The sequence below is a fragment of the Imperialibacter sp. genome (assembly GCF_048007035.1).
Taxonomy (GTDB): domain Bacteria; phylum Bacteroidota; class Bacteroidia; order Cytophagales; family Cyclobacteriaceae; genus Imperialibacter.
This window is the reverse complement of record NZ_CP180355.1, coordinates 3838635-3855629: the sequence shown is the minus strand read 5'-3', so window position 1 is coordinate 3855629 and position 16995 is coordinate 3838635. Positions and strand designations below refer to the sequence as shown.

Annotated in this window: 12 protein-coding genes; 8 read left to right on the top strand and 4 right to left on the bottom strand. The window is 47.1% G+C overall.

What is annotated here, in order from left to right; genetic code table 11:
- Nucleotides 1-22 precede the first annotated feature (22 nt).
- The 3 genes from priA to ACMVP2_RS16545 are packed head-to-tail and all read left to right on the top strand — an operon-like array spanning nucleotide 23 to nucleotide 4072.
- A complete protein-coding gene (gene priA, locus ACMVP2_RS16555; RefSeq protein WP_416864257.1) occupies nucleotides 23-2512 on the top strand; it encodes a replication restart helicase PriA in 2490 nt (829 codons plus the stop codon).
- Nucleotides 2513-2514: 2 nt separating this feature from the next.
- Entirely contained in the window at nucleotides 2515-3255 is a 741-nt protein-coding gene (locus ACMVP2_RS16550; protein WP_416864256.1) for a hypothetical protein, read from the top strand.
- On the top strand, nucleotides 3242-4072 hold the full coding sequence (locus ACMVP2_RS16545; protein ID WP_416864255.1) for a DUF6048 family protein: 831 nt from the start codon (nucleotides 3242-3244) through the stop codon (nucleotides 4070-4072). The genes ACMVP2_RS16550 and ACMVP2_RS16545 overlap by 14 nt, the downstream gene beginning before the upstream one ends.
- Here ACMVP2_RS16545 and surE read toward each other — a convergent pair.
- The 4 genes from surE to dnaG form a co-directional block, all read right to left on the bottom strand.
- On the bottom strand, nucleotides 4069-4845 hold the full coding sequence (surE, locus tag ACMVP2_RS16540; RefSeq protein WP_339793226.1) for a 5'/3'-nucleotidase SurE: 777 nt from the start codon (nucleotides 4843-4845) through the stop codon (nucleotides 4069-4071). The two genes, ACMVP2_RS16545 and surE, sit on opposite strands and share 4 nt — an antisense overlap.
- Before the next feature lie 6 nt (nucleotides 4846-4851).
- Nucleotides 4852-5481 (bottom strand): hypothetical protein, encoded by a 630-nt coding sequence (locus tag ACMVP2_RS16535; RefSeq protein ID WP_416864254.1) that lies wholly within the window; start codon nucleotides 5479-5481, stop codon nucleotides 4852-4854.
- Nucleotides 5482-5516: 35 nt separating this feature from the next.
- Nucleotides 5517-6737 (bottom strand): bifunctional 3,4-dihydroxy-2-butanone-4-phosphate synthase/GTP cyclohydrolase II, encoded by a 1221-nt coding sequence (locus ACMVP2_RS16530; RefSeq protein ID WP_416864253.1) that lies wholly within the window; start codon nucleotides 6735-6737, stop codon nucleotides 5517-5519.
- 120 nt (nucleotides 6738-6857) lie between these two features.
- Entirely contained in the window at nucleotides 6858-8822 is a 1965-nt protein-coding gene (gene dnaG, locus ACMVP2_RS16525; protein WP_416864252.1) for a DNA primase, read from the bottom strand.
- 159 nt (nucleotides 8823-8981) lie between these two features.
- Here dnaG and ACMVP2_RS16520 point away from each other — a divergent pair, with 159 nt between their 5' ends.
- The 5 genes from ACMVP2_RS16520 (at nucleotide 8982) to ACMVP2_RS16500 (ending at nucleotide 16981) form a co-directional block, all read left to right on the top strand.
- On the top strand, nucleotides 8982-9641 hold the full coding sequence (locus tag ACMVP2_RS16520; RefSeq protein WP_416864251.1) for a DUF6962 family protein: 660 nt from the start codon (nucleotides 8982-8984) through the stop codon (nucleotides 9639-9641).
- Between the two features lie 128 nt (nucleotides 9642-9769).
- On the top strand, nucleotides 9770-10867 hold the full coding sequence (locus ACMVP2_RS16515; RefSeq protein WP_416864250.1) for an Mrp/NBP35 family ATP-binding protein: 1098 nt from the start codon (nucleotides 9770-9772) through the stop codon (nucleotides 10865-10867).
- Nucleotides 10868-10870: 3 nt separating this feature from the next.
- Complete coding sequence (locus ACMVP2_RS16510) at nucleotides 10871-11137, top strand: NifU family protein (protein WP_317489984.1); 267 nt, start codon at nucleotides 10871-10873, stop codon at nucleotides 11135-11137.
- A 59-nt stretch (nucleotides 11138-11196) separates the two neighbouring features.
- A complete protein-coding gene (locus tag ACMVP2_RS16505) occupies nucleotides 11197-14226 on the top strand; it encodes a M43 family zinc metalloprotease (RefSeq protein ID WP_416864249.1) in 3030 nt (1009 codons plus the stop codon).
- A gap of 67 nt (nucleotides 14227-14293) precedes the next feature.
- Complete coding sequence (locus tag ACMVP2_RS16500; RefSeq protein ID WP_416864248.1) at nucleotides 14294-16981, top strand: D-alanine--D-alanine ligase family protein; 2688 nt, start codon at nucleotides 14294-14296, stop codon at nucleotides 16979-16981.
- The last annotated feature ends 14 nt before the right edge of the window (nucleotides 16982-16995 follow it).

The window sequence follows — 16995 nt, the reverse complement described above, 5'->3', positions numbered from 1 at the left end:
ATTTCGTTTTTTTGTCTGATTGATGAGTAACACAAAGCTATCCTTCGCCGACATCCTCCTTCCTGTGCCTATCCCGAGGTTGTTTACCTACGAGGTAACGGCGGAGCATATTGATAAAGCCGAGCCTGGCAGGAGGGTGATTGTGCCTTTTGGACAAAAGAAAGTTCTAACGGGGGTTATCGTTCAGATTCATGGCACCAAACCACAAAATTACGATGCTCGTGAAATTCTGGATATACTGGATGACCAGCCGGCAATTGTAGATCAGCAACTCCAACTCATTCAGTGGATGGCAAGCTACTACATGTGCACGCCTGGTGAAGTACTCAACGCCGCCCTTCCGTCCGGACTAAAACTCAGCAGCAAGTCGATGGTGCAGAAACACCCGGACTTCGATCCCGATGATGGAGCCCACACCTATTCCGACTCAGAGTGGAAGGTGGTTGAAGCGCTGGAAGAAAAAGAACACCTGAGTTATGATGAGATTTCGCAGATCACCGGCGTTAAAAACATCTATCACCTCATCAAATCGCTATCAGCCAAAGGAGCCATCCTGATTTTTGAGCAGCTCATTGAAAAGTACAAGCCGAAAAAAGAAAGGCGGGTGCGGCTGCAGGCATCCCTGGAGAATGACCTATTGGCGCTGGAAGCACTCTTTCAAAAGCTCGAAAAGAAAGAAAAACAACTTGAGCTGGTAATGAAATACCTGAGAGAAGTGCCTGTGAATGAGCTGAAAGACAGAAACCAGCTGGGAGTTTCCAAAGGGGAATTCCTTGCATCAGGCCTTTCGACTTCGTCGCTTGGCACTTTAGTAAAAAATGGGGTTTTCGAAGAATTTGATAAGGTAATTTCAAGATTTGGTGAGCCAAAAAAGAAGGAAGCGGTTATTCCTGAGCTAACCTCATTGCAGGAAGAGAAACTATCCGAAATCCATGGCCTCTTCGAGAAAAAATCGACGGTGCTGCTCCATGGTGTTACCGGGAGTGGAAAAACGGAGATCTACATTCGCCTGCTCCAGCAAGTGCTGGACGAAGGAGCTCAGGCGCTTTATCTGCTTCCGGAAATTGCCCTAACAGCTCAAATTCTTCGCCGCTTGAAAAAGGTCTTCGGCGACAAAATCGGCATTTATCATTCCAAGTACTCCGACAACGAACGGGTCGAAGTTTGGAACGGCGTGCTTTCCGGCCGATTCCCGATTGTCGTGGGTGTGCGGTCATCAGTTTTCCTGCCCTTCAACAACCTTTCTCTTATCATTATCGATGAGGAGCATGAGTCGTCGTACAAGCAATATGACCCGGCGCCCCGCTACCACGCCCGAGACACAGCCATTATGCTGGGGCAGATTCACCATGCCAAAATCCTGTTAGGCTCCGCTACGCCGTCTGTTGAGAGCTACTACAACGCCGTGTATGAAAAGTACGGACTGGTAACATTGGAAACCCGGTTTGGTGAAGTGCAAATGCCTGAAACTGCACTCATTGACCTGAAAGATGAGCGAAAGAAAAAACGAATGCACGGCGACCTGTCGCCGGGGTTGCTGCAAGCCATTGAGCAAACCCTGGAAGAAAATAAACAAGTCATCCTCTTTCAGAACAGGAGAGGCTATGCGCCCTATCTTCACTGCGAAGACTGTGCCCACATACCCAAGTGTGCTAACTGCTCGGTGAGCTTAACGTATCACATGTACCGGCAGGAGCTGCTCTGCCACTACTGTGGTTTCCGTGAACCCCTTCCGTCGCATTGTGAGGCGTGCGGTTCGGCCAAAATAAAAACGATTGGTTTCGGTACGGAAAAACTGGAAGACGACTTAAAGGTGTTGCTTCCCACCGGCCGCATCAGCCGAATGGACTACGACACGACCCGCACGAGAAGTACTTACGAACAGCTCATCGAAAACTTTGAAAATGGCGAAATCGATGTGCTGGTAGGTACGCAAATGATCACCAAAGGTCTTGATTTTGACCACGTGGAGCTTGTAGGCATTTTGGACATCGACCGCATCATTCATTTTCCCGATTTTCGTTCTCATGAGCGGGCCTTTCAAATGATGACACAAGTAAGCGGCCGGGCTGGCCGGCGATCGAACAATGGAAAAGTGATCATTCAGACCAACAACCCGGAGCAGCCTGTCTTTCATTTAGTACGAACCAACGACTATAAGCGATTCTACCAGATGGAGATTTTGGAGCGGGAAAGCTTTCACTACCCACCATTTGTGCGAATGATAAAGGTGCTTTTCCGAAACCAGGACAAACAACTGGTTTGGGAAACCGCCAACCACTATTTAAAAAGTATTCAAACTTCGTTGGGAGGCCACAGAATACTTGGCCCCCAGGAACCGTTAATAGCAAGAATACGAAATCAATACCATCAGGAAATTACCATCAAGCTGGAAAAAGGAGGCATTTCTATCCCCAAGGCCAAAGAATTCCTGACTCAAAAGATGGAAGAATTGCAACAGGATAAAATATTCCGGCAGACATCCGTTATTTTTGATGTCGATCCGCAGTAGCTATGAAGCTGGGCAAAAACATAAACCATTGGCAAATTCTTTTTTTCCTATTGACAGGCCTCTTGCTGTGGTCTTGTCTTGGCGAGGTAGAGCCCTATGAAAAAGAGCCAGCGGTAAAAGTCAGGTTTTTCAACATTGACAGTCTGCAAAAAATTAATTCGGCCATTGCAGCAATCGACACTGCTGTGAAACATTTAACTGCGGAAAAGACAGCCCTTACTACTCAGCTTTCGGCACTCAACACCTCGCTAACTTCCCTCAACAAGCAAATTACTGAAGGCAACAATGATTTGATTCCGGAAAGAGATTCAGTGCAGGCAGCGATCACAGAAGCCAGGGCCAGGCAAACGGAGATTACGACAGAACAAGCCGCCCTTGCGGCAGCAAAGACACCACTCACTAAAACAGCTGCAGCTATTAACAAGGGCACAATTTTGATTACCAGCATCTCGGCCAATGGCAACAAAGTTTCGTATTCAGATAGTGCCAATACTTTCAGTCTACCGCTGAATATGAACACTACCAGTCAAGTATATTATTTCGAAATCGCAGGCAAAGTGGATAGTATGGAGCTTACTTATTCGTTTGTTGAAGACCTTACGGCCAAGAGCTACACCAGGCTTATTGGCACCAACATTGAAAGAACCGACGACAAGTTTTCATTTGACAGTGTGAAAGTATACTGCAAAGCATTACCTGATCCTTGCCTGAGCACAAAAACTACCATCAATGTCTATTTCTAAGGCTGCCATATTGTTGTTATTTGTGCTGGTCAGCCTGTCGGCTTACGGCCAGGATATTGGCAGGCCAAAACCACCAAGAACACGGGTGAATCCGGAAGGTCTGGCTGATACAACCAAAACCGCCAAACCGAATCCTCCCGCCATTGATGGTGAAGACGATGAAGAAGAGGAGCCTAAACCCGCCAAAATAAAGGACACCACCAACTATCCGTTTCTAACGGAGCTGCACCTCCTCCTCGACTATGGGAAGCTGCTTACTTTGCCCACTCCTTTCGAAAGCAAAGCCGAGGGTGGCATACAGGCAGTGTTTGAAAACAGGTATGTGGGCAGCATCAGCTATGGCTATGGCAACATCAACCCAACGGGAGCCTACAAAAACTCTGACTACAACGCCACTGGCACGTATATAAAACCTGGCCTGTTCTACCAATTAGCCATCAATCCTAAAAATAAATTACTGCTGGGAGCTCAATATGGAATGGCGTCTTTTGAAGATTCAGGCGTTACCACCATAGAAAGTGCCTCTGGTTTATTTGAACCATACGAAAGAGCTTTTGCACGTGGTGGCCTTAAGGCAAGCTGGCTGGAGCTTTCCATTCAATCGGAAGGAAACTTCAGAGGCAATTTTTGGCTGGGGTTCAGGGCATCTTACCGGCATTTGATCAGCATTGATAACCCTGGCGATCCGGATGTACTCATTGTGCCAGGCTACGGAAAAACGGTTGGTAGTGGAGTACCTGCTGTGAACCTGTTTTTGAAGTACAAGCTTAACTTCTTCCACCCTCCGGTAGTAGTTGTGCCTGAATCAGAAGATTAGAAATCCCATTCGTCGTTAAGGATAGGCAATGCATGGTGGGCAGTCAGGTCGTACTGGCAAGGCACAATAGAAATGTAATTGTTGGCAATGGCCCATTCGTCGTTGTCCTCACCCTTGTCGAAGTTCACAAAGTTTCCCGCCATCCAGAAATACTGACGACCGTACGGATCGTGACGCAAATCAAATTCCTCCTGCCATTTGGCGTTGGCCTGACGGCACATTTTGATGCCTTTTATCGCTTCGTTTCTCTTTGGTGGAATATTCACATTCAACGCCACACCCTTCGGAATCCCTTTTTCAAGGGCCTGCCTTGCTATTTTTAGAATGAATTCGTCCACATGAGAAAAATCTGCTTCCTGTGAATAATCACATAGCGAGAACCCGATGGCCGGCAATCCTTCCATGGCTGCCTCTATGGCCGCCGACATGGTGCCGGAATACAGCACACTAATGGACGTATTGCTTCCATGATTGATCCCGCTTACTACCAGGTCCGGGCGAATATCTTTCAATATATAGTGCTTGCCAATTTTCACGCAGTCGGCAGGTGTGCCGCTGCATTTATAAGCCTTTACATCGCCAAAAATATCGTCCGTATCCAGCCTCAAGGTGTCACCGATGGTGATGGCATGCCCCATCCCTGATTGTGGGCTATCGGGTGCTACCACAATTACCTCACCAAGTGTTTTCATCAGTTCTACCAGTTTCCTGATGCCACGACTGGTTATTCCATCGTCGTTGGAAACGAGAATGAGGGGTTTCTTTTTTGCCATTGTTAATTATTTCACTGAATTGTAAAAAGCTACGATACGCACAAGATCCCGGATTTTATCTGGCGATAAACGATTCTTTTTCATGAACGGCTTTACTTCCGACCACCTGTCACGCATAGCATCCTGAAGCTCAGGTTTTTTCCCGTTGTACAGTCTGATATTACCTTTTTTATCAAGGAAATAGAAACTATAGTCAAGTCTTTGCCTTGTTTGGTTATAGCCACTAAAAGAATAACTCTGCACCGACGGTACGGTTTCCTGAATAATTGACTCTCTGGTCAGCAAGGACAGCTCTCCTTCGTACAGCAGCTCGAAAAGCATCGGCACCTTGTAGTCGTAGTTAACTGCATACGGCAGCGAATAAAACTGCCTGTAGTTTTCGGTTGTCTTGTCGTAAAATTCTATGTAGAGAATTTTGCGGCTGGAGAAGGTGTTGATCCGATCCCGGTTTCTTACCTGCACTAAATCGTTAGGCAGGTCGTATTTGATCTCCCCTCTCAGGGTGTCGGCATCGTCATTCACTATCCAGCCATCGTGCCAATACTCAGAAGGAAAATATTGGGCATAGGATGAACCACTTGCTAAAAGAGAAAATAAAAAAAATAAAAAAACCGAGTACTTTCCCATCCTCCTCATACTACAATATTACATTTCCCAGGCAAAACGACCCACTATTTCTCTTTCAAAATCATATGACCCATTTTGTCCCGTTTGGTTGTGAGGTACTTCTCATTAAACTCGTTAGGAGCCACCTCAATTGCCAGATTGTCCACAATTTCCAGGCCATATCCCAGCAAACCCGCTCTTTTCTTGGGGTTGTTCGTGATCAACCTTAGTTTGCTGATACCAAGATCTCGCAGTATCTGTGCACCCACGCCATAATCTCTTTCATCCATTTTATACCCCAGGTGAAGGTTAGCTTCTACGGTATCCATTCCTTCCTCCTGAAGCTTGTAGGCTCTCAGTTTTGCTTCCAGTCCTATCCCACGACCTTCCTGGTTCATGTACAACACAACGCCTTTACCTTCCTTCTCCACCATTGTCATGGCGTTATGAAGCTGCTCACCACAATCACACCTGTGAGAGCCAAAGATATCGCCTGTAACGCAGGAAGAGTGCACCCTTACCAGGACCGGCTCCCCTGGCTCCCAGGTTCCCTTCACGAGTGCTAAATGCTGCTCGCCTGTATTTTTTTGCTTATACGCATGAAGCTGAAAGCTGCCATATTCTGTAGGCATTTTCACATCTACCAGTTTTTCGATCAGAGACTCCTTTTCAAGGCGGTAAGTGATCAGGTCTTTGATAGAGACAAGTTTAAGATTAAACTTTTCGGCTACTTTTTTCAGGTCCGGAAGGCGGGCCATTGAGCCATCCTCATTCATGATTTCAACCAACACGCCAGCAGGGTAAAGCCCTGCTAACCTGGCAAAGTCGATAGCAGCTTCTGTGTGGCCTGAACGGCGCAGAACACCACCTTTTCTGGCCTTAAGTGGGAAAATGTGACCGGGTTTGCCAAATTCTTCCGGCGCTGCATTGGGGTCAACCAGGGCCTGAATAGTCACCGACCTGTCTTTGGCCGAAATGCCAGTCGTTACTCCCCTCCCTCTCAGATCGACAGAAACAGTGAAAGGAGTTTCATGAAGGGCGGTGTTTTTACCAACCATCAGTTCCAGCCCCAGCTCTTCGCATCGTTCCTCCACTAAGGGCACACAAATCAACCCCCTGCCATGCGTAGCCATGAAATTGATAATTTCAGGGGTGACAGTTTCAGCAGCACATATAAAATCGCCTTCGTTTTCTCTGTCCTCATCGTCAACTACGATGATGATCTCTCCTCTTTTTATCGCCTCAATGGCGTCTTCTATTTTGTCGAGTTGTATTTCTTCTTGCATTGTGCTAATTGCACCCTCCTTTGGGGTGTCTACTGTTTTTTTAACACTCTTAAAATCAAAAGTATTCCGCAAAGGTTCATTTAAATATGCATACTGACAAATAAGAACCTCTCCAAGGCCTTAACCGACGGTGACAACACCAAGGATTCCAGCTAAACCCATTTCTACCTTCTTGAGTGCCTCATGGTGCTCCATTATCTCCACTTGCTCGGCCTCAGTTTCTACAGTTTTCAATTTGTCAAGATTCTCTTTGATCACTGCCCTGACTGTCCGAAGCTTAAGCCTGACAATATTGGCATAGGTAGCACCTTTCAGGTCGTTTCTTTCACTGTTTACTTTGATGTCGAACTTCTCAGTCCAATGATGGCTCACCTCATGCCGCTCAGTAATCAAATCGATCACTTCCTTCTTCATTGGTTCGGTGCCATGCTTCAACACATAGTCCGCATCTATCACGTCTCCATCTACCAGCTTGTTCTTAAACATATCAAGGATTTGCGCATACACAGGGTGACTGAAATGCACCTCGTCTGTTTCATGCAGAAAGTAATCGGCGAGCAGCTGATCTACTTCCTCGGTTCCCTTTATCACGAATTGACCATAATTGAGCAAAAGCCTCAGGCTTTCCCTTTCCTGAATCATTTTTGGATCAACCTCCGGCTTTGCGAGCGTTGAAATAGTCGCATCAGGTGAGCTCTCGGGTGCTGAACCGGAGCTGTCGAGGTCGAGCCGCTGCCTGGTTTGCTGCCGTTCCCTCTCCTTTTGCTGCTGCTGCCCCTGCTCGATGAGCATTTTGTTCATCTCAGCAACAATCACAGCCTCATCCATGTCCATTAGCTGGCTGCACTCCCTGGCAAAAACAAGCCGCTTAATGGCGTCAGGTATCTTCGCAATGCTACCCACAATCTCCCTGATGGTGCCTGCCTTTTTTATAGGGTCGCTGCCGGCATCCTTTAGGTACAGATGTGTTTTGAAGGCAATAAAATCTTCGCTGTTCTTTTCCAGGAAAGCTTTGAATGCAGAAGCACCAAGCTGCTGAGAGTAGCTGTCGGGGTCTTCTCCCTCTGGGAAAACGACCGCTCTCACATTGAGCCCTTCTTCGAGCAGCATATCAATGCCTCGCATACTCGCTTTGATTCCCGCAACGTCACCGTCAAAAAGTGTAGTGACATTCTGCGTAAAGCGGCTGATGAGTTTGATATGCTCACGGGTCAATGAGGTACCCGACGAGGCCACTACATTCTTAACACCGGCCTGGTGCATCGAAATAACGTCGGTGTAGCCTTCCACCAGATAGCAATTGTCGTCGTTCCGAATACCCTGCTTAGCCTGGAACATCCCAAAAAGGACATTGCTTTTATGGTAGACCGGTGACTCGGGGGAGTTAATGTACTTGGGTTGATTATCCGCCTTTTTCAGTATCCTGGCGCCAAATCCTATGACCTTGCCCGACGGATTATGAATTGGAAACATGACCCTACCCCGGAAGCGGTCATATTTTTTACCGTCGTCTTTGGCGAGAACCAAGCCCGCCTTTTCCATCATCTCCTCAGTGAAGCCATTTTTGGAGGCATACTTCATGAAGCCGTCCCACTTGTCGTGGCTATAGCCCAGGTCAAAGGCCTTGATGGTTTCGTCCGAGAAACCTCTTTCTTTAAAGTAGCTTAAGCCAATGGCCTGCCCTTCATCATCTTCCCACAAAAGCTGCTTATAATACCCTTTGGCATGATCGAGTAAGATCAGCAGGCTTTCTTTTTCATTGAATTCTTTGATCTGGTCGGGTGTGGCCTCCTCTTCTTCTACTTCAATGCCATATTTGTTGGCCAGGTGCTTGAGTGCCTCTACATATCCAAGGCCCTCAATATCCATGATAAAAGAAATGGCGTCGCCACCTTTCCCACACCCAAAACACTTGTAAATCCCCTTATTGGGAGCTACCGAAAAGCTGGGCGACTTCTCATCATGAAAGGGGCAGCAGGCCCAAAAGTTTTGGCCCTTTTTCTTCAGCGAAACATAGTCGGACACCACCTCCTGGATGTCCATCCGGGATTGTATTTCTGTTATGATGTGGTCGCTGATGCGCATGGGGGTTCGAAGTTACGAAGTAAATCCGACTCCGGTAAAGCCGTCAGGCCCAAAGTTGATGATCAATCCGTGTCTGGCGATACTTTCGGGTAAAAGGCATTGCTCCGTTTATCAAAGAGGGTGAAAACCTATTTTGAAAAAGATACTACTTTTGCCCGGATGGAGAAGATTACTGTAGAATGGGGCGGCCTGATCATTATGGAGCCGATGGCGATTGTTTGGAACTGGCTGATTACCATTTTTGGTGTGGTGGCTTATTTTAAGCTGCGTAAAAACACCTCTCCTCCATACAAAAACTGGAGTTTATTCTTCCTCATCCTTGGCATTTCAGGATTTTTCGGCGGACTTGGGCACGGGCTTTTCTACTACTGGGGGCTCACCGGAAAAATACTTCCCTGGACAACCGGCATCTTGTCAGTCTACTTTGCCGAAAGAGGCATTTACGCCTTTATCCCCGCCGAAAAAGAGGTTTGGAAAAAGAGACTACAGCTATTTTCCCTTTTGAAAATGATCATCATGCTGGCGGGCATGGCCTTCGTCTCCTTTGACTTTTCGTGGACAAAGAACAACTCAATTATTGGCCTTACCCTCATTGTGGGTCTGGGTGGCTACCTCCTGAGCCGGAAGTATAAAGAACTGGTCTATTTTCCTATCGGCATCCTTGTTCTTAGCTCGGCTGCTTTTGTTCACGGGTTCGACATCAATATCCACCCATGGTTCAACAGGGACGATTTCGCTCATCTTATTATGCTTGCCGGCATGAGTTTTTTTCTCGTCGCTCTTCAAAAATTTGATTTGAAGTCACCTCAGGCTAATTGAAAGGCCTCTGAAAACCCAATGCGCTCAATAAACTTTGAGCTTCCCCAACTTTATCGTTCTTCTCATTGTTACATGCTGGTATAAGCATTAATTTGCAACAGTTTTGCATCAGAACAGCCATTTTCTACATGTCCCAAATCAGTAAAGAACAAGTATTAAAGTCGTTGAGCAAGGTGGACGACCCAGATTTGAAGAAAGATCTGGTGACCCTTGGAATGATCAAAAACCTGGAAGTAGGTGACTCCAGGATCAGTTTTGCCGTGGAGCTTACCACGCCGGCGTGTCCATTGAAGGAGCTCATCAGGAGTCAGTGTGAGGACGTGATTTATGCTGATTTCGGAGAGGCTGTGGAGCTTTCTATTTTGATGACCTCCAATGTTACTTCGATCAGAAACAATGCGCCCCTGTTACCTGGTGTAAAAAACATCATTGCTATTTCTTCGGGAAAAGGTGGAGTAGGTAAATCCACTGTTACATCCAATCTGGCCGTAGCACTTGCAAGAAGCGGTGCCAGCGTAGGCATTATTGATGCGGACATTTTCGGACCTAGCATCCCTACTATGTTCAACTGCGAACATGAGCAGCCCGGCATCATCGAGAAAAATGGAAAGAATGTAATTTTACCAATAGAACAATACGGCGTAAAGCTGATATCGATAGGTTTTCTTACCCCTCCCGACAACGCCGTGGTGTGGCGGGGGCCCATGGCCAGCTCAGCGTTAAAGCAGTTTATTGGCGACACGGAATGGGGAGAGCTCGACTACCTTTTAATTGACCTTCCTCCGGGAACCAGCGACATACACCTGACTCTTGTGCAAACAGTGCCCGTTACTGGTGCGGTGGTGGTGACTACCCCTCAAAAAGTAGCCCTGGCTGATGCTCAAAAGGCATACTCCATGTTCAAGCAGCCTCAGATCAATGTGCCCGTGCTGGGAATCATTGAAAATATGTCGTACTTTACTCCTGAGGAACTTCCGAACAATAAATACTACCTGTTCGGCCAGAATGGCGGCAAGCTTTTCGCTGAGAAAAACAATGCTCCTTTCCTTGGTGAGGTACCGCTTGTGCAGTCGATCAGAGAGTCTGGCGACAGCGGCTACCCTGCGGTAATGAAAGATGGGATAACGGCTGATGCTTTCAATGGCATTGCACAAGCCGTGGCTCAGCAGGTGGCAATGAGAAATGCTGCCAAAGAAAAAACGAAAGTAGTTGAAGTTAATGTTTAAGAAATGATTGCTGACACACCTGAATATATAGCTTTGATGGAGCGCATAGAAAGTGCGCTTGATTCAATCAGACCTTATCTGGAGGCTGATGGTGGAAATGTTAAGCTGCTAAGCATTGATGAAGGGCATGTGGCAAAGCTTGAGTTGCTTGGCAATTGCGGGTCGTGCCCTATGTCGGCCATGACACTGAAAGCCGGCGTAGAAGAGGCTATTAAAAGAGCTGTTCCGGAAATAAGTAAAGTGGAAGCGGTGAATGTGGCTGTCGTTTAATGAAATAATTTTTATAGCATTACCTCGTTACCTCTCATCCACGTTTTTTAACATACTCAATGAGCAGGAGGTTATACCTTTTTTTAGACTTTGCTGTTTGCATTTTTTTATGCTTTAGCCACCCAGCTTTTTCACAGGAAAAGTGTGGCACCGTCCAGCTCGAAGAAAAATACAGACCGATTATTGGTGAATCTGTCAAAGAGTTTGAATCGTGGGTTCAAACCAAAAAAACTGAGCGTCAGCTTCGGTTGAGAAATAGCAGAACTGCTGAAACCGTTTACACCATACCTGTGGTGATACACATATTGCATCAGGGCGAGGCGTATGGAGAAGGATCGAACATTCCGCTGGAGCAGGTACTGTCTCAAATTGAGTTACTCAATCAGGACTTCCGTAGATTAAACTCAGACACAACCGACACCCGAGAGATATTTAAGCCTGTGGCAGCTGACGCACTTATAGAATTTGCGTTAGCCAAAAGAGACCCTGAAGGCATGCCCACCAGCGGCATTGTAAGGGCTCGTGCCGGCAAAGACTCCTACGCCATTGGAGAAGAAGACCTGCTTCAGAAGGTTAGCTATTGGCCGCCCGACAAATACCTCAATATATGGGTAACCAACCTTAAATCGGGCTTGTTGGGGTTTGCGCAATTCCCGGTATCAGACCTGATCGGCCTTAAACCCAACATTGCTAATAAATTTCTGCCTGACGGCGTCACCATTGACTATGAGTACTTTGGCCAGGGCTTCAATGCAAAGGAGTTTTCTACCGGACGGACAGCTACCCACGAAATAGGCCACTACCTTGGGCTGCGACATATTTGGGGCGACGGCGGCTGTGGATCAGACGATTACTGTTCCGATACTCCAGCGGCAGACAGGGCTAGTTCATCAGGCAGCTGCGAGTTGTCAAAGGCGAGCTGTGGGTCTACCGACATGATTGAGAACTACATGGACTACAGCCCCGACAAGTGCATGAATATTTTTACAAAGGATCAAAAAGAGAGGATGAGAACCGTGCTGGAGTTTAGCCCCAGAAGGAGGAGCCTCATAGGATCGGAAGCACTGGTTGCGCCAACGCTTGTGGCCAATGATTTGGGCATAAAAACGATCGTTAGTCCGGCAGGTGGTATCTGCTCTGCCAGGTTTATGCCAGAGATAGTAGTGAGAAACTATGGCACCAACATCATCACGCAATTTGAGGTAAGCGCTGTTATTAACGGGCTGGAGTGGGATTCAAGAACAATCTCCACCAACCTCGCCCCCCTGGCTGCCTACACCGTTACCTTCGACGAAGTACTGCTTGAGCAAGGCGGCTTATATACCACAACATTTGAAATCGGCAGTGTCAACCAGGCAATAGACAACAATGCCAGCAACAACAAAGTCTCGATAGACGCCAGCTACCAGCGACTAATTTCGCTGCCGATGCTGGAAACCTTTGAAGAGAACGGTTCTCAATTGGTCATGAAGGCCGACAACCCCGATCAGCCCTTTGCAGCCATCACGCTGGCACCGAAGGCCTTGGCCACCAACCTGGCCATGGAGTTTGACTACTTCAATGCCGACTCGACACAATTTGGCGACTGGGAAATGCTCCTGTCTCCAATAATAGACTTAACAAAATACCCTTCGCTCACCATCGATTTCGACTACGCCTATGGGCACGACGGCATTAATAATTCGGACGGCCTGCTGGTGGCAGTTTCGACCGACTGCGGCGCCACTTTCGGGTACGACGACATTGTGTTCCAAAGATTTGGCGAAGACCTTGCCACCACATATATAGAGCCCGGACAAGAATTTATTCCTTCAGGCCCAGCCGAATGGAAAAAAGCGTTTATCGCTCTCAACAGCTTCAAAGGAGCCGACAGAATACAGCTCGCCTTCATCGGACAAAACGGACTGGGCAACAACCTGTACCTTGACGACATAAAAATATCGAGTAATAACCTGGCCGACTACGATATCGGCATTAGTGAAGTAACTGATCTTTCCTTCATTTCGTGTATCAACCAGCCGGTACCAACGGTCGAGGTTAAGAATTTTGGGAAGCAACCCATCACCAGCTTTTCGCTTTCCTACACGGTTAACAACAGTTCAAAGGAATTGCAGGTTAACAATATCTTCATCAATACTGGCCAAACGATCAACGTACCATTGGAGATTGACGCCCTGGAAGATGGCACATATAAGCTTGAATTGGCCCTCGACCAGCCAAATGGCAACACCGACCAGCGAATCTCCGACAACAGCTTCTCCCAGCTATTTCATGTAAAAACAGCCACCGACGTGATCCCATTCAGAGAAACATTTGCTTCGAACAGGGGCGTGGAAGAAAATCTTTTGCACAGAATTACAAACACCGACGGACGCACCTGGCAAATTCAAAATGATGAAAGCCTCAGCCAGGGAAACAAAGTAGCCCGGATGACTTCCTATGACCTGACTGTGCTGGGTGATGAGTTCTGGTTGGCCACGAAAGTGCTGGATCTTGACGACGCCGATGAAGCGTCAATGTCATTCAAACTCTCCTATGCCAAAAGGGAAAACCGTTCGGAGCGACTAAGAGTGATGGTGTCCGTGGACTGTGGTATCAATTTCAGAGACGTCGTATATGACAAGAGGGGAAGTGATCTGGCTATTACCGAATCTGAAGATTTTTGGACTCCCTCAACTTCAGAGCACTGGAAAAGAGAAACAATCGACTTGTCAGCCTATGCAGGATACAGCAGTGTGGTGGTGGCCATTGTAGGCACCAACGGCAACGGCAACAATATGTATTTGGACGACATAGAGTTTTATCTGTCAGGTGAGCCAACGCCTGTTTTCCCTGTGGAAGATTTGATCAGGCTCTTTCCTAACCCGGCGAAAGAAGTAATTAACGTGGCCTTTAGCCTGGCTGAGAGGCAAACCGTGACGGTACGCATGCAGGATGTGAGAGGCCGGGTGTACTTCGAAAAAGAATACCCTAACACATTGAATCAGATTTATCAGCTAACCACCGTAAACGAAGCCAATGGCATGTACCTGATACAAGCGATAACGAAGGACAACGTAACTGCCCAAAGAGTCATTATCAGGCATTGAAAATCGTTTCGGTTGAGTAATTTTGTTACAAGTAGCCGGTGACCGCTGTAATTATTAAATTTAAAAGATGAGAGTAGGAATATTCTTTGGAGGACAATCCAGGGAAAGAGAAATATCCTTTGCAGGAGGACGTACAGTTTACGACAACCTCAATAAATCATTGTTTGAGCCAGTGCTCTTTTTCATTGACAGCCTCGGACAAATCATAGAGCTCGATTGGCAATACGTGTACAAAGGCACCATTCGGGATTTCTATCCTCCTGTGTCGCTGCTGCCGCCAAGCCCTCATCATTTTCAGGTATATATCGAGTCGCTGGCGGCCGAGGACCATAACCTTGCATTGAGTGCTGCCTCACATGTTGGCCGCAAAGTCAGCCCCGAGGAACTGCCAACACTTATCGACTTTGCTTTCCTTGCCCTTCATGGGCCTTTTGGCGAAGACGGCAATATCCAGGGGCTCTTGGAGTGGTACAATATTCCTTACTCAGGCTCCGGTATTTTACCTTCGGCCATTGGCGTGAATAAGGTTGTTCAAAAAGACCTTTTGGAAAAGAATGACTTCTCTGCGCCCGCTTACGAGTTACTTAACAGAGACTCGTGGCTGAAGGAAGCCAATAAAAAAGCAGTTTTCGATTCTTTAAAATCAAAGCTGAAGCTTCCGCTGGTGATCAAAGCACCCAATCAGGGATCGACCATTGGTGTGGCCATTATCGATAAAGACTCCGTGGAAGACTTTGTGGACGGCATGAACAGGGCTTTTTTCATTGAAGAGATTGATTTGAGCTGGTGGGCAACACTTGCCAACGAAGGGAAAAGAACAGAACTTATAAAACTTACAGACATCAGGGAAGGTATTGGTCTTCCTGTGATGATGGAGGGTGAATGGATATCTCACCCTGAAAAACTCTGGGTGAAACTCGACCACCTCGCTTCCACAAGAAAAGATACTATTCAGCTTACCAGTCAGCACGCTGAGGAAACAGTGCTGGTGGAAGCCTTCATCAAAGGCCGGGAGTTTTCGTGCATCGTTATTGAAAATGACAACGGTGCGCCGATGGCATTACCGCCCACCGAGATCAGAAAAATCAAAGACCTTTTCGACTACCGCTCCAAGTACCTGCCAGGGATTAGCAGGAAAATAACACCGATTGAATTACCCGACGGTGATATTCAAAGGATTCGTGAACAATGTGAAAGACTCTTCACCGCTCTTCACTGCCAGGTATACGCCCGCATAGATGGGTTCTACACCGAGGATGGCAGCATTTTCCTGAACGACCCGAATACGACGTCGGGCATGCTGCCATCGTCGTTCTTCTTTCACCAGGCGGCTGAAATAGGGCTTAACCCTTCGCAGTTTCTCACTTACATCATTCGCACCTCACTGGCCGCTAGAATAAAAACCGGCAAAATGATCCACCAAATGAAAGGGCTGCTCAAAAAGTTGGATACTGAGATTCAGCTTCTGGCAGTTTCAGAGGTGAAAAAAATCAATGTGGGTGTGATCATGGGTGGCTTCTCTTCTGAGAGGCATATTAGCGTGGAAAGTGGAAGGAATATTTTTGAAAAGTTAGCCTCCTCCACAAAATACCACCCTGTCCCTATTTTCCTCACTGGCAGCGAAGAAAACCATGAGCTCTACTTGCTTCCGGTTAATATCATGCTCAAAGACAACGCTGATGATATCAGAGAAAAGCTTCATGCGGCAGCCTCCAAAAATGAGCACCCGGTAATTGGGCAAATAAAATCTGAAGCTGGCACAATTACCAGCACCTATGCTCCTGGCACTATTTTGAAGTACAAGCGAATCAAGTACGAGGACTTATCAGGTTTGGTAGATGCAGTGTTTATCGCCTTGCATGGCAGGCCTGGCGAAGACGGTGCCGTGCAGGTGGAGTTGGAGAAGCTGGGCATTCCTTACAACGGATCGGGCGTGGACAGCAGCCGCATTACTATCAATAAATATGAAACCAATGAGCTACTGATGAAACATGGCATTTCAGTGGCCAATCACACGCTCGTTTACAAGGAGGAATACCTGGCGCATCCCGCTAAAACAATAGCCGAACTGGAGAAGGGCTTCACCTATCCGCTGATTGCCAAGCCGGCTGACGATGGTTGTAGTTCCGCTGTGAAGAAAATCAGAAACCAGCAGGAACTTTGCGCTTTTGCTGAAATGATGTTTAGAGACACGCCGGAGTTTTTGCCTGCTCAGCAGAAAGTGCTCAAGCTGAAGGACAATGAGGAGTTCCCTCAAAAGAGCTACTTTTTGCTTGAAGACTTGATAGACAGAAACGGTGCCACACACTTTTTAGAAATCACTGGCGGCATGCTCACAAGCATCAACGACAACGGCGACAGAGTATATGAGTTGTTTGAGCCTTCGGAAACCCTGGCCACTGGCGACGTGCTTTCACTCGAAGAAAAGTTTCTGGCCGGAGAGGGGCAGAACATCACCCCGGCGAGGTTTGGTAAAACACCTGAAGAAAATAAGCGGGTGAGTGAAAAGGTAAGAAAAGACCTGGAAAAAGTAGCTGAGATTTTAAACATTGAGGGTTACGCAAGAATCGATGCCTTTGTACGTATTTATGAGGATGGCAAGGTAGAAACCATTATTATTGAAATTAATTCATTACCTGGAATGACACCCGCTACTTGTATTTTCCACCAATCGGCCATCAATGGCTACAAACCCTACGAGTTCATTGATGCGATTCTGACTTACGGTATGCAGCGACAAAAACTAATAGCCTGACCTAAACTGTAGCA

Bases quoted from the DNA above. Each gene is read 5' to 3' on its own strand.
- surE (WP_339793226.1), bottom strand. From the start codon at position 4,845: ATGGCAAAAAAGAAACCCCTCATTCTCGTTTCCAACGACGATGGAATA.
- ACMVP2_RS16530 (WP_416864253.1), bottom strand. From the start codon at position 6,737: ATGCAAGAAGAAATACAACTCGACAAAATAGAAGACGCCATTGAGGCG.
- ACMVP2_RS16500 (WP_416864248.1), top strand. From the start codon at position 14,294: ATGAGAGTAGGAATATTCTTTGGAGGACAATCCAGGGAAAGAGAAATA.
- ACMVP2_RS16505 (WP_416864249.1), top strand. From the start codon at position 11,197: ATGAGCAGGAGGTTATACCTTTTTTTAGACTTTGCTGTTTGCATTTTT.
- ACMVP2_RS16550 (WP_416864256.1), top strand. From the start codon at position 2,515: ATGAAGCTGGGCAAAAACATAAACCATTGGCAAATTCTTTTTTTCCTA.
- ACMVP2_RS16515 (WP_416864250.1), top strand. From the start codon at position 9,770: ATGTCCCAAATCAGTAAAGAACAAGTATTAAAGTCGTTGAGCAAGGTG.
- priA (WP_416864257.1), top strand. From the start codon at position 23: ATGAGTAACACAAAGCTATCCTTCGCCGACATCCTCCTTCCTGTGCCT.
- ACMVP2_RS16545 (WP_416864255.1), top strand. From the start codon at position 3,242: ATGTCTATTTCTAAGGCTGCCATATTGTTGTTATTTGTGCTGGTCAGC.
- ACMVP2_RS16535 (WP_416864254.1), bottom strand. From the start codon at position 5,481: ATGAGGAGGATGGGAAAGTACTCGGTTTTTTTATTTTTTTTATTTTCT.
- dnaG (WP_416864252.1), bottom strand. From the start codon at position 8,822: ATGCGCATCAGCGACCACATCATAACAGAAATACAATCCCGGATGGAC.
- ACMVP2_RS16510 (WP_317489984.1), top strand. From the start codon at position 10,871: ATGATTGCTGACACACCTGAATATATAGCTTTGATGGAGCGCATAGAA.
- ACMVP2_RS16520 (WP_416864251.1), top strand. From the start codon at position 8,982: ATGGAGAAGATTACTGTAGAATGGGGCGGCCTGATCATTATGGAGCCG.